Raw genomic sequence first — 11,892 nt, forward strand, 5'->3', positions numbered from 1 at the left:
GTTCGCCACATGCGAGCGCCCCGACACCCACCAGGACACCCCGCCCGATGCGTTCCGCGTGTGACCACGGCTGACGGCAGGTCTCCTGGCTCGCGGGTCACCGCCCTCTCATCGTCTTCCCAGAGGCCGAGGCCTCCAGTGACGTGTTGATGATGGGCTCGCCGCTTACAGTTGCGGGGGCAGCCGCGGCTTCGGGCCCGAAGGCCCTCACCGCGTTCCCTTTTGATCCTCCGGGGAGGAACCGTCACGGCCACGCTAGGCCGCGTGACGGGCCGGCGTCAATCGAGCCTTTGCCGGAAGCCCACAGGATCGGCTCGGAGGACCGCCTCAGAGGACCGGCATGGCGCCCGCCACGGTGACGAGGGCGCCCGAGGTGTAGCTGCTCTCCTGCGAGGCCAGCATCACGTAGGCGGAGGCGAGTTCGGCCGGCTGGCCGGGGCGGCCGAACGGCACCTGGCTGCCAAAGGATTTCACCGAATCCTCGCTCATCCCGGAGGGGATGAAGGGCGTCCAGATCGGGCCGGGCAGCACGCCGTTCACGCGGATGCCCTTCTCGGCGAGCAGTTGCGAAAGGCTCAGTACGAGGTTGCTGAGCGCCCCCTTGGTGGCGCTGTAGGCGAGCAGCGAGGGCATCGGGTGCTTGGAATTGACGGACGAGGTGAAGATCACCGAGGCCCCCGGCTTCAGGTGCGGCAGGGCCGCCTTGGTCAGGTAGAACGGGCCGAACACGTTGGTGCGGAAATGGTCCTCGAAGATCGCATCCTCGATGCTGTCGAGACCCTGGTTGGGCTGCTGGAAGGCGCCGTTGTTGACCAGCACGTCGAGCCGGCCGAAGGCCGAGACCGTCTTCTCGACGAGGTCGCGCCCGTAGGCGGCCTGCTTGAGGTCGCCGGGCAGCAGCAGGGCGCGCCGGCCCGCCTTCTCGATCCAGGCCGCCACGGCTTCCGCATCCCCCTGCTCCTCGGGCAGGTAGGAGATCGCCACGTCGGCGCCCTCGCGGGCAAACGCGATGGCCACCGCGCGGCCGATGCCGCTGTCGCCGCCGGTGATCAGCGCGACCTGGCCCGTCAGCTTGCCCGAACCCTCGTAGCTCGCCTCGCCGTGATCCGGCTCCGGTGACATCTTGCCCGTCTTGCCGGGAAAGCTCTGGGGCTGCCCCTCGAAGGGGGGCTGGGGATATTTCGTCAGGGGGTTGGTGGTCACGCGCGCTCTCCGATGGGGTGCCGCGTCAACCGGGGGATTTCCTACGACGTTCCGGCTGCGCGACCTTAACGCCCGGCCTCGCCCGTGCGCGCGGCACAAGCCGCGATGCGATCCCGGCCGATCGCCAGTTCGTGCGCGACCGCCTCGGACGTCAGACCGATCAGTGCTCCCGCGACGACATCGGACGGGAAATGCGCGCCCCGTAGCACCTGGGCCCCGACCACGCCGAGCGCCGCCGCCGTGGCGACACCCCGGATCTCCGGATAGGCCCGCCCGGCGGCACTCGCGACCGCGACGCTCATGGCCGAATGGCCCGAGGGGAAGGATTGCCAGGGACCGACATTGGGCCCGAACCAGCCCTTCTCGTAGAACCCTTCGTCCATGAGGACATTGGGACGCGTGCGGTGGACGATGCGCTTGACCGTGGTCTTGGTGGCCGCCGCCAGGACGCCCGAGGCGAGCATGTGCCGCCCCGCCTCGGCGAGGCGGGGGTTCCGTCTGAGCAGGCCGTACGCCAGCGTGCCGGTGGAGAGCGCGAGCAGCCAGCGCCAGCCGCCGGCTTCGCTCGCCGCCGCGAGCGCCTGGACCCGCCGCGTGTCCTTCGCGCGGGCCAGGGAAACGCCGAGGCGGACGTCCCCCGCCTCCAGGCGCCGCGCCAGGCCGCTCACTCCGTCCGTCATCGATTCTTCCGCCACCTCTGTGAAGCACGGCCATAAACGCCGCGCTCGAGGAATCGTTCGGGGAAGGCCCGAGCGCCTCGGGTTTTCACTCACGTCGAAGGTCCGCCCAGAGGTGACCGGAACCAGTCGGCGAATGGACGATTGACGCTTCATTGGAGTTGTTCTAATTAAGAACAACGCGGCGCAGAGGCGCCCGACCCCATCGGAGAGACCACCATGGCAAGCAACCACAGCGCGGCCTGCGAGAGCTGCCGCTTCTTCGACGACCACAAGATCAACGGCGGCCACGCGGCCGGCGACGAGGGTCTGTGCCGCTTCAATCCGCCCGTGAGCCAGCCCGAGCCGAAGTCCCCGGGCCTGTGGCCGGTGGTCGCCTCGAAGGATTGGTGCGGTCACTTCACCGCCGAGATGACGGCCGCCGAGTAAGGGTAAGCAGGGACGCACAGATCGTCCCCGACCAAGGCGAGATCAGCTTCGAGCAGGGCCGGTGCCGTAGGCGCCGGCCCTTTTTGCATTCCGAACCCGCCCGAATGGTCCCGGGTCGACGGCACGCCGATCCTGGCGAATCTTCGGGGATCACCCTGCGCCGGCCATGATCCCGTCACCTTCGCATCGGAAGGCGAGGCATCACGCGATGGGCGCTCGCCGCCCCGCGAGCGAAGCGGGCCGCCGCGCGGCGGGCGCATGAGGGTTGTTGGAAGCATGACGAATCGATCGATCCGCGCAGGTGCCGCGCGCCGGCTGGCGCCGCTGGCGGGCCTTGCGGCCGCCCTCCTGCCGGGCCTCGCCCTGGCCGCCGCCCCCAACGATGCGAGCGGCACCTGGCTCACCGAGGATGGGCGCGCCCGCATCCGCACCGAGAAATGCGGACCGCAGAACACCAACCTGTGCGGCTACGTGGTCTGGCTGAAGGTGCCGCTGAACGACCAGGGCCAGCCCCGGATCGACTTCAAGCATCCCGACCCGAAGAAGCAGACCCGGCCCTCGCTCGGCCTGCAGCTCATCATGGGGCTGAAGCCGCAGCCGGACGGCCATTACGGCGGCAAGATCTACAATGCCGACGAGGGCAAGTTCTACGACGTGACCATGTGGTCCGACCAGCCGACCGAGTTGTCGGTGCGCGGCTGCCTGCTCGGCTTCCTCTGCGGCTCGCAGACCTGGAACCGGGTGAACGACGTGGCGCCGGGGCAGCTCACCGGCCCGACCAACGGCCCTGGCGGCCCGCGCGCCGACGCCGAATGGGCGCCGAAGGCCGCTGCGGCGGGTGCGCCCGCCGGCACCGCCAAGCAGGCCCCGAAGCCTGCGCCGAAGCCCGGCGCGGCTCCCGCCGCCGAATAAGCACAAGGCCCGAAACGGTCGCAAGAAGCGCCGCCGCCCCGTCAGGACGGCGGCGTTTCCCGTTTTCAGGGCCCCAGCCTCGGTCCGCGCCCTCAATCCACCAGGGCGGCGTAGGTCAGCACCCGCAATTCGCGCCGGAGGGGCAAGGCCGAGGAGGGGATGAGCTGGGTCAGCAGCACCACGGCGAGGTCTTCGGCCGGGTCGATCCAGAAAGCCGTGCTGGCGAGCCCGCCCCAGGCGACCTCGCCCGGCGTGCCGACGATCTGGGCTTTGGCCGGATCGAGCATCACCGAGAACCCGAGTCCGAAGCCGATGCCCGTGTAGGCCGTCTCGGAGAAGCGCGGCTGGCCCATGGCGGCCAAGTCCCCGTCGAGATGGTTCGCGAGCATGAGGTCGACGGTCTTGCGCCCGAGGAGGCGGGTGCCCTCGAGTTCGCCGCGCCCCAGGATGAAGCGGCAGAAGCGCATGTAGTCCGCCGCCGTCGAGACGAGGCCGCCGCCACCCGAGGGACAGGCCGGCGGCGCGGCGAAACGGCTGCCCAACGCATCGTCGTAGAGCTTGAGGGTTCGGTCCCGGAACAGGCTGTAATTGGCGGCCAGACGCGGCAGCTTCTCGCCGGGCACCAAGAAATCGGTGTCGACCATGCCGAGCGGGGCGATCACCCGCCGGCGCAGGAAGTCGGCGAAATCCTCGCCCGAGACCACCGCCACGAGGTGTCCGAGCACGTCGGTGGCCACCGAGTAGTTCCACTCCGCGCCGGGCTGGGCCAGCAGGGGCTGTCTGGCCAACCGGGCCACCACCTCGGCGAGGCTCGCCTCCTGCGCTTCCCCGAAATCGACGCCGTTCTGCCGGTAGAGCGCGTCGACGAGGGTCGCCTCCATGAAGCCGTAGGTCAGGCCGGAGGTGTGGGTGAGAAGGTCCCGGATCGTGATCGGGCACCGGGCCGGCTCGCTCTCGAACTTCGCCCGGTTGCCGCCGGTGAGGACCCGCAAGTCGGAAAATTCCGGCAGGAAGCGGGTGATGGGATCGTCGAGCTGGAAGCGGCCCTCCTCGTAGAGCATCATCACCGCCACCGAGGTCAGCGGCTTCGTCATCGAATAGATGCGCGCGATGGTGTCCGGCGCGAAGGGTTTGTCGCGGGCCATGTCGGCGCGGCCGTGGGCCCGGAAGAACGCGGTCCGGCCGCCACGCGCCAGCATCACCGAGAGGCCCGCGACCTTGCCCTCCTCCACGAGGCGCCGCATCCAGGCGTCGATGCGCTCCAGGCGGTCCGGACAGAGCCCCAGCGCCCCCGGCTCGCATCCGATCTCACCCTGCATCACGCCTGCTCCGTCCCTGTCCGAACGGTTCCGGCATAGCGCCGGGCCAGGCCGGAGCAAACCCTCGGGCCCGCCGCGCGAAGCCCGGATCCCGGCGCGGCGTCACGTCCCGGTCGCCCGCTACGACGCACCCGCGTCGGGCGGAGCCCAGGCAAGTTCGAGATGAAGGTCTCCCGCGCGCTCGGGAACCTTAGGAACAAAGCCCAACCGCGCGTAGAGGCGCCGGGCCTGCGCATTGTCCGCGCTCACCGAGAGACGAAGCGGCAGGCCGGCGTCCCGCGCCGCGTCCATCGTCTCGACGATCAGGCGCGTGCCGAGCCCGTGACCGCGCCACGCGGGCAGAAGCGCGAGATCGACGAGGGTGAGCCCGTTCGCTCCGCGATCGGTGACGATCCGGCCGATCGCGGTGCCGGCCTGCTCCACCACCTCGAAGCGGGCGCCCGGATAGCGCGCCCGGTAGGTGAGGTGCTGGCCCGCGAAGCCCTGGCGCAGCAAGAGGTCGCGCAACGGCGGATCGAGCCCGACCAGGGGGCCGCCCTGGACCGCCGAGAAGAGGGCGAAGAGGAAGGCGGCATCCGCCTCGCCCTCGGGACGCCGATGCAGCGTCCCCGTCACTGGCGTGGCGGGAAAATACCCTGGAGCGCGATGATGAAGTTCACCGTCAGGTAGGGCTGCCGGTTCTCGTGCGGCTGGCTGCCACCCTGCGGAGCGATCGTGGCGGCGTTCACCTGGACCGGATCCGCGGCGTTGCCCGTGGTGAAGCTGTTGAGCGGAGTATCCCCAGCCGGATTTTCCGTCGGCGCGAGGTTGTTGCCCGACGGTGCATTCGTATTGCCGACCGATGCATCGACCGTCATCCGGTGGGCGTGGGTGGGCATCTGCTGGATCTGAAGCGTGACGGCCTCGGCGCCGCCGGCCTGTCCCATCGCGTAGGCCTGCAGGCCGCTTCCCTGGCCCTGATGCACCGGAACCCGGCTCCTGAGATCCGGCAGGGCGAAGGTATTCATCCCATCGCCGCCGAACTGCGTCCCGAGCAGAGCAAACAGTGCCGAGTTATTGGCAATCGAGAGCAGCTGACCGTTGCAGAAGGCCCAGCCGTTGGGCGCGTAAGGAAAGCCCACCATTTTGATCTCGCCAAGAAACGGATCCATTATTTCCTCCAGTATCGGTCGCGATCTTTGTCAAATCTTATCTCGACAGCGAATGTCGACTTACGCCGCTTGACGACCGGCGGTGACAGCCCCGAGCGCCCTGCGGTCACACCGGCTCCACTCGGATCGCCGGTGCCCCCTCGCGGTGGCCTCGATGATATCCGACGCGCGGGCCGGAAGCCGCCCGCTGGGCTCCCAGCCGCAGGACCTACACAACTCAGATGCGATGAAAAATTCTGCAAAATTCCTCAGGTTGCATAGCTGGCATCAAGACAGAGGCTGTCGCCCTTGTCACCCTGAATTGCAAAAAACGTCGATATCCAATGTTAAAAACTATTCGATACAACCCAGGATTGTTGCTACAATACAACATGCTGAAGAATTTTGGGAAAGGCGTATTTCCCTGCCGTCACAGGGAAGTTAGTCTTCGATTCATAACGCCACCCGGCAAATCCGTTCTGGATCTGCTTCTCTGGCGCAACTTCGGACCGGAGAATTGAGAGATGGCCAACTATACTTACGAATTCACAACCAACGGAAACACAGGCACAATCACGCTCACCGTCGATACGACGACGTTGTACACCTACAACTCGAACGGGTCCTTCCAGGGATACCCCATCACCGGCATCAGCGGCAGCTTCAACGGCCAGACCATCACCGGATTGCTCGCGTCCAACAATACGACGCAGGGTGGCTCCGTCGCGACGAACGACGCGAACGGCACGGGCGGCAACGCCGGTCAGTACAACAACGTCTTCTGGCGCGACGACACGCAGGGCAATGGCGGCCTCGGGCCCAGCGGAAAGGCGAGCATCGACGGCATCGACAACCGTGGTTTCGCCTTCACGGCGGGCGGGACCGATTACCGAATCTCGAAGCAGAGCGCCTCAACGACCAACTTCATCTACCAGTCGAACGGGACTGCGTCGCAGCCCACGACCTTCAACGCCGCAAATTCCGACGTTCCCTGCTACGTCACCGGCACGCGCATCCGCACCGCGCGCGGCGAGGTCGCGGTCGAGGACCTGACAGTCGGCGACCTTGCCGTGACGCCGGAGGGCACCGAGCGGCCGATCCGCTGGATCGGGCACCGCACCATCGCATGCCACGGCGACTCCGCCCGTCTACCCGTGCGCATCGCGGCGCACGCGTTCGGCCCGGGACGCCCTGCCCGCGATCTCTTCGTATCGCCCGCTCACGCCATCTGCGTCGACCTGCTCGGCGAAGTGTTGATTCCCACCTGCCGCCTGATCAACGGCACCACGATCACCCAGGTCTCCGTGGAAAGCGTCGCCTATTGGCACGTGGAACTCGACAGCCACGACATCCTGGTCGCCGAGGGCTTGCCTGCCGAGAGCTATGTCGACTGCGGCAACCGCGCATTCTTTGCCAATGTCGAGGTCACCGACCTCGCCGCGCCGCCCGATGAGCGGCCGGCGGGCCCGTCGGCCTTCTGCCGCCCCTTCTACGAAACCGGTCCGATCGTCGACAGCGCACGCGCACGCCTGGCCGATCGCGCCGAGGCGCTGGGCTGGCGTCTCGTGGAGGATCCGCTGGCCGACCTCCACCTGATCGTCGACGGGCAGGTGCTCCACCCCGACGTCGAGGGCCTGACCGCCCGCTTCATCCTGCCGGCGGCAGCCTGCGACGTACGCCTCGTCTCGACCACCTTCGTTCCGGCCCATGTCGAGGCCGGCTCCGGCGATGATCGCCGCCTCGGGGTGTGCTTGGCCGCGCTCAGCATCGACGACGGGCTCACCGGCATCCGCCACATCGCGCTGGACGATCCCCGCCTCACGCAAGGGCTGCATCAGGTCGAGAGTACCGACATGACCTGGCGCTGGACGGACGGCGCGGCCACACTCCCGGCCGACCTCTGGGACGGCTGCCGTGGCACGTTCTTTCTGCGGGTGGCGCTGGCATGTGCTGCTCCGCGCCGGGTCGGCCCACAGGACATGGCCGGCTTGGTCCATCCGGCGCAGGCCCACACAGCGCAAGCCAACCGCCGCGCCTGAACCACGACGCCCGGTCGATCGTGACGGCGCGGAAGCTCCGGGCCGGGGCCGGGCTCCCGCCGCAGACAGCCTCGCTCCTCGCGGGACCGTCCGGCGTGGGCGGCACCCTGCGAAGCGCGTGTGGTGCCATTGTGCGTCGGGGCTGTGCCCAGAGCCCCGTCACCGAATGCCCGCATTCCCGAAATGGTCGAGGGCGACCGGTCGGGTCGGTCCAGGCAGCTCATCGAGACCCGGCGTCGCCGGGATCAGCCTCGCCGCCTCACCACCCCCGGCTGCCCGGCCCACCCTTGAACGGACCGACGATCCCGGGGGTGATCCAGCCGCCGTAAAAGCCGCCGGGCTGGGGCGTCACCCGGGCCTCGCCGACGAAGCAGGCGTCCATCGGGCCGGCATAGAAGGCGATATAGCCGGCGATGGCCGCGAAATCCGGCGTCGGGTCGGGGTAGGCCCAGGCAGCGCCCTCCGCCCGGCGATCCCCGGCCGCGACTTCGTACAGGACGGCGCGGCCCTTCCACTCGCAGATCCCGGCCCGGCGCGCCGGTCCGAGCACGCCTGCGGTCACGTCGCCGGGCGGAAGGTAGTAGGTCGGCGGGTGGCTCGTCTCCAGCACCCGATAGCCCGCGCGCGTGTCGGCGATGGTCTGCCCGCCGAGCACCACCCGCAGCCGTGCGGCGACCGGCTCCAGGCGCGGCGGGCGTGGATAGGCCCAGACGCTCTCCTCGTTCGGGCCGGGCGGGATCGGGGTGGGCCACATCGGGTCGGGACCTTTGCCAGCGGGGGGCGGACATACGGGCAGATAGGGCAGGGCGCGAAGCCTGCCCGTTTTCCCCCCGGTTCGTTTTCCCCTCGGTTCGTTTTCCCCTCGGTTCGTTTTCCTGCTGCCCGTTTTGCCGCCGCCCGTTTTCGGCTGGCGCGGGGCATGCTAGCGCAGGCCCGGATCAGACGAAGGGACGCCCCGCGTGACCGAGCCGACCGGATTCGCCCTCTATCTCGATTTCGACGGCACCCTGGTGGAAATCGCGCCGAAGCCCGATCAGGTCCGGGTCGATCCGGCCCTCGCCCCCGCCCTGGAGCGCCTGCGCACCCGGCTCGGCGGCGCGCTCGCCATCGTCACCGGGCGGCCCATCGGGGTGATCGACGACTTCCTCGGCCCCGCCCGCTTCGATGTGGCCGGCCTGCACGGGGTCGAGCGCCGGGTCGACGGCGTGGTCTCGGGAGGGCGTGCCGAGGACCATCCCGATCTGCGCGCCCGGGTGCCCGCCCTGCACGCTGCCGTGGCCACCCTCGATCACGTGCTGATCGAGGACAAGGGCGCCTCCGTGGCGGTGCATTGGCGCCTCGCCAGCCCGAGCGATGCCCTCGCGGCCGGGGAGGCCGTCAAGGCCGCCGCCGCCACCCTCGGCGCCGCCTACCGGCTCCAGCTCGGCAAGGCCGTGGGCGAGATCGTGCCGGCCTCCGCCACCAAGGGCAACGCCATCCGGGCGCTCGCCGCGAACCCGCCCTATGCCGGCCGCCGGGCGATCTTCCTCGGCGACGACCTCACCGACGAGAAGGCCTTCGCGGTGGTCAACGAGACCGGCGGCGTCAGCGTCCGCATCGGCGCGGCCGAGACCATCGCGGCCCGCCGCCTCGGCGACCCAGCGCAGGTGCGCCGCCTGCTCTATGCCTGGGCCGACGGCGCGCCGATCGACCCCGACGCCCTGCCGCCGGCCTGAGGCACCGCCCCGACCGAGATCATCCTCCCAGCCCGGGCCCACGGGCGCCTCATGGAAGCGGCGCGCATGTTCGAATACCCCGTCCTCGTCGGCGACATCGGCGGCACCAATGCCCGCTTCGCCCTGGTGCCCGAGGCGGGCGCCGAGCCGGTGCTGCTCTCCCGTGAGGAGACGGCCGGACACGCCGACCCGAGCGCCGCCATCCGGGCCTCCCTGGCGCACGCGAACGGTCGCGTCCCGCGCTCGGCGATCCTGGCCGTGGCGGCCCGGGTCGACGGGCCGGCGGTGCAGCTCACCAACGCCCATTGGGTGATCGAGGGCGCCCGGATCGGGCAGGATTTCGGGCTCTCACGGGCGGTCGTCGTCAACGATTACGTGCCCGTCGCGGCGGGTGCGGCCGGGATCAGCCCCAGCGAGTTGACCCCCATCGGCCCGCGCCGGGAGGAGGGCCGCGCGGGGGACCAGGGGGCCCGCCTCGTCCTCGGACCCGGCACCGGCTTCGGCGCGGCGGCTCTCCTGCCCACGAACGACCGGCTCCTCATCGTCTCCACCGAGAGCGGCCACGTGGATTTCGGGCCGAGCACGCCGGCCGAGCACGCGCTCTGGCCGCACCTGGAGCGAGTCGATGGCCGCGTCACCGTCGAGACCCTGCTCTCCGGACCCGGCCTGACGCGGCTACACGCCGGGCTGCAGCGCCTGCGCACCGGCGTGGACGGCCCCCGGCTCGACCCAGCCACCGTCACCGAGGCCGGACTCTCCGGCGCCGATCCGGACGCTGCGGCGGCCCTCAACCTGTTCGCGAAGCTCCTGGGCCGGGTCTGCGGAGACCTCGCGCTGACCTTCCTGGCCACCGGCGGGGTCTATATCGGCGGCGGCATCGCCCCCCGCATCGTCGAGGTGCTCCGGCGCGGGGCCTTTCGCGAGGCCTTCGAGCGCAAGCCACCCTTCGTGGCGCAGATGCAGGTGATCCCCACCAGCGTCATCGCCGTGCACGACCCGGCCCTCACGGGCCTCGCGGCCCTGGCGAGCCAGCCCGACCGCTTCGCGTATCACGGCCAGGTCTGGCACGCCCCCTGATCGGGCAATTTCCATGAGCGCGGGCCCGACAGGGCGCGTCCTCGGGGGCGTCGCCGCCGTTTTGGCTGCCCTCCTGGCCAACCTCATCGGCTTCCTCGTCCTCGCCGCCCTGCTGACGGCGCGCCCGGGCGATCCGGGCCTCTACCCCGCCCGAGGCGATGGCGGCGCGACGATCGCGCTCGCCTCGCATGGCTGGCATTCCGGCCTCGTCCTGCCGCGCGCTGCGCTCACCGGACCGGGCGGAGGCCCGGCGCTCGCCGAGATCGCCACGCGGTTTCGCGCCTATCCGGAGATCGAGTTCGGCTGGGGCGAGGCGCGCTTCTACCGGGCGACGCCGACTCTCTCGCAGTTCGATGCCGGTCTCGCGCTCGAGGCGCTGTTCACGCCGGGTGGCCGCTTGGGCGTGGTCCAGGTGGTCGGCCTGGAGCGCCCCGCCCGCGACAGCTTTCCGTATTCCGAGATCGTGCCCGTGCGGATCTCGGGCGCCGGCCTCGCGCGCCTGCTGGCCCGGCTCGAGGCGAGCTTCCGCTTGGCGGAGGGCCGTCCGGTCGCCGGCGGCCCAGGCCTCTACGGGCCGAGCCTGTTCTACGAGGGCGAGGGACGCTTCTCCTACGCCAATGTCTGCAACCACTGGGCAGCACGCCTGCTCAACGCCGCCGGCCTGCCCGTCACCCCGGTGCTCGACACCCATCCGGCGGGGCTTCTCCTCGATCTGCGCTGGCGGGCCGGCCTCACGCCCCTGCCGCCGCCCGACGCGAACCTGTCCAAACCGTAATCCTGGCGCCACGCCCGGGTCAGGCGGGACGTCCTACACATCGGATCACGGCCTGCGGATCGCGGGCCCCCCGATCCGGAGACCCCGATGACCGTTCAGCCCAACCGCCTGCGCCGCAACGCCCTCGCCTCCGTCGCCGTGGCCGCCCTCGTCGCCACGGGCGCGGCCGGCGTCGGCCTGACCCAGCCGGCGACCCCGGCCTACGCGCAGGCCCTTTCCAAGAACCCGATCGAGACCCCCGACCACCCGCCGGGCTCCTTTGCCAGCGTGGTCGACAAGGTGAAGCCGGGTGTCGTCGCCGTGAAGGTGAAGCTCGACGACAGCGCCGAGTCCGACGACGACAGCGATGGTCCGGGCCAGGGCCAGCAGGTGCCTCCGCAGCTGCGCGAGTTCTTCAAGCGTTTCGGCCAGGGTGGTCCGGGCCAAGGCGGTCCGGGTCCGGGTCAGGGCTTCGGCGGCCAGGGTCCCAAGCGCCAGGGCCAGCGCGGCGCCATGGGCTCGGGCTTCATCATCTCGGCGGACGGCTACGTCGTCACCAACAATCACGTGGTCGACAAGGCCAAGTCGGTTCAGGTGACGCTCGACGACAACCGCACCCTCGACGCCAAGGTCATCG

Annotated in this window: 13 protein-coding genes and 1 riboswitch; of the genes, 7 read left to right on the plus strand and 6 right to left on the minus strand. The window is 70.1% G+C overall.

Annotated elements, in window-relative coordinates:
- Positions 1-57 precede the first annotated feature (57 nt).
- A riboswitch (cobalamin riboswitch) is annotated at positions 58-261 on the minus strand.
- 66 nt (positions 262-327) lie between these two features.
- Together JWQ05_RS02430 and JWQ05_RS02435 are read right to left on the minus strand one after the other, a co-directional pair.
- Positions 328-1,203 carry an SDR family oxidoreductase gene (locus JWQ05_RS02430; RefSeq protein WP_299653921.1) on the minus strand — a complete coding sequence of 292 codons (876 nt, stop codon included), beginning with the start codon at positions 1,201-1,203 and terminating at the stop codon, positions 328-330.
- Between the two features lie 65 nt (positions 1,204-1,268).
- Positions 1,269-1,883, minus strand: coding sequence for a phosphatase PAP2 family protein (locus JWQ05_RS02435; protein WP_299653923.1), 615 nt, complete (start codon positions 1,881-1,883; stop codon positions 1,269-1,271).
- Positions 1,884-2,099: 216 nt separating this feature from the next.
- Here JWQ05_RS02435 and JWQ05_RS02440 point away from each other — a divergent pair, with 216 nt between their 5' ends.
- Both JWQ05_RS02440 and JWQ05_RS02445 read left to right on the plus strand, forming a co-directional pair.
- Complete coding sequence (locus JWQ05_RS02440; RefSeq protein ID WP_299653925.1) at positions 2,100-2,309, plus strand: hypothetical protein; 210 nt, start codon at positions 2,100-2,102, stop codon at positions 2,307-2,309.
- A 276-nt stretch (positions 2,310-2,585) separates the two neighbouring features.
- Entirely contained in the window at positions 2,586-3,221 is a 636-nt protein-coding gene (locus JWQ05_RS02445; RefSeq protein WP_299653927.1) for a DUF2147 domain-containing protein, read from the plus strand.
- A 92-nt stretch (positions 3,222-3,313) separates the two neighbouring features.
- Here the strand turns inward: JWQ05_RS02445 and JWQ05_RS02450 are convergent, their stop codons facing one another.
- From JWQ05_RS02450 to JWQ05_RS02460, 3 genes are all read right to left on the minus strand, one after another.
- Complete coding sequence (locus tag JWQ05_RS02450; protein WP_299653929.1) at positions 3,314-4,540, minus strand: serine hydrolase; 1,227 nt, start codon at positions 4,538-4,540, stop codon at positions 3,314-3,316.
- A 120-nt stretch (positions 4,541-4,660) separates the two neighbouring features.
- Positions 4,661-5,155, minus strand: a complete 495-nt coding sequence (locus JWQ05_RS02455) for a GNAT family N-acetyltransferase (RefSeq protein WP_299653931.1) — start codon at positions 5,153-5,155, stop codon at positions 4,661-4,663.
- Positions 5,152-5,691 (minus strand): tail fiber protein, encoded by a 540-nt coding sequence (locus JWQ05_RS02460; protein ID WP_366944542.1) that lies wholly within the window; start codon positions 5,689-5,691, stop codon positions 5,152-5,154. Before JWQ05_RS02460 ends, JWQ05_RS02455 begins: the two co-directional genes overlap by 4 nt.
- Positions 5,692-6,194: 503 nt before the next feature.
- Between JWQ05_RS02460 and JWQ05_RS02465 the strand changes: the two genes are divergently transcribed.
- Positions 6,195-7,709 (plus strand): Hint domain-containing protein, encoded by a 1,515-nt coding sequence (locus JWQ05_RS02465; RefSeq protein WP_299653933.1) that lies wholly within the window; start codon positions 6,195-6,197, stop codon positions 7,707-7,709.
- Between the two features lie 259 nt (positions 7,710-7,968).
- Here the strand turns inward: JWQ05_RS02465 and JWQ05_RS02470 are convergent, their stop codons facing one another.
- A complete protein-coding gene (locus JWQ05_RS02470) occupies positions 7,969-8,463 on the minus strand; it encodes a DUF427 domain-containing protein (protein ID WP_299653935.1) in 495 nt (164 codons plus the stop codon).
- A gap of 205 nt (positions 8,464-8,668) precedes the next feature.
- On the opposite strand from JWQ05_RS02470, the gene otsB reads away from it, so the two are divergent.
- The 4 genes from otsB to JWQ05_RS02490 all read left to right on the plus strand — a co-directional run.
- Positions 8,669-9,424, plus strand: a complete 756-nt coding sequence (gene otsB, locus JWQ05_RS02475) for a trehalose-phosphatase (RefSeq protein WP_299653937.1) — start codon at positions 8,669-8,671, stop codon at positions 9,422-9,424.
- Between the two features lie 66 nt (positions 9,425-9,490).
- A complete protein-coding gene (locus JWQ05_RS02480; protein WP_299653939.1) occupies positions 9,491-10,501 on the plus strand; it encodes a glucokinase in 1,011 nt (336 codons plus the stop codon).
- 13 nt (positions 10,502-10,514) lie between these two features.
- A complete protein-coding gene (locus JWQ05_RS02485; RefSeq protein ID WP_299653942.1) occupies positions 10,515-11,276 on the plus strand; it encodes a DUF2459 domain-containing protein in 762 nt (253 codons plus the stop codon).
- Positions 11,277-11,363: 87 nt separating this feature from the next.
- Positions 11,364-11,892: trypsin-like peptidase domain-containing protein (locus tag JWQ05_RS02490; RefSeq protein WP_299653945.1), on the plus strand; the 529-nt coding region annotated here is incomplete at its 3' end.

The organism is Methylobacterium sp., assembly GCF_028290105.1.
In the GTDB taxonomy this organism is placed as follows: Bacteria; Pseudomonadota; Alphaproteobacteria; order Rhizobiales; family Beijerinckiaceae; genus Methylobacterium.

Bases quoted from the DNA above. Each gene is read 5' to 3' on its own strand.
- JWQ05_RS02435 (WP_299653923.1), bottom strand. From the start codon at position 1,883: ATGACGGACGGAGTGAGCGGCCTGGCGCGGCGCCTGGAGGCGGGGGAC.
- JWQ05_RS02440 (WP_299653925.1), top strand. From the start codon at position 2,100: ATGGCAAGCAACCACAGCGCGGCCTGCGAGAGCTGCCGCTTCTTCGAC.
- JWQ05_RS02445 (WP_299653927.1), top strand. From the start codon at position 2,586: ATGACGAATCGATCGATCCGCGCAGGTGCCGCGCGCCGGCTGGCGCCG.
- JWQ05_RS02450 (WP_299653929.1), bottom strand. From the start codon at position 4,540: ATGCAGGGTGAGATCGGATGCGAGCCGGGGGCGCTGGGGCTCTGTCCG.
- JWQ05_RS02460 (WP_366944542.1), bottom strand. From the start codon at position 5,691: ATGGATCCGTTTCTTGGCGAGATCAAAATGGTGGGCTTTCCTTACGCG.
- JWQ05_RS02465 (WP_299653933.1), top strand. From the start codon at position 6,195: ATGGCCAACTATACTTACGAATTCACAACCAACGGAAACACAGGCACA.
- JWQ05_RS02470 (WP_299653935.1), bottom strand. From the start codon at position 8,463: ATGTGGCCCACCCCGATCCCGCCCGGCCCGAACGAGGAGAGCGTCTGG.
- JWQ05_RS02480 (WP_299653939.1), top strand. From the start codon at position 9,491: ATGTTCGAATACCCCGTCCTCGTCGGCGACATCGGCGGCACCAATGCC.
- JWQ05_RS02485 (WP_299653942.1), top strand. From the start codon at position 10,515: ATGAGCGCGGGCCCGACAGGGCGCGTCCTCGGGGGCGTCGCCGCCGTT.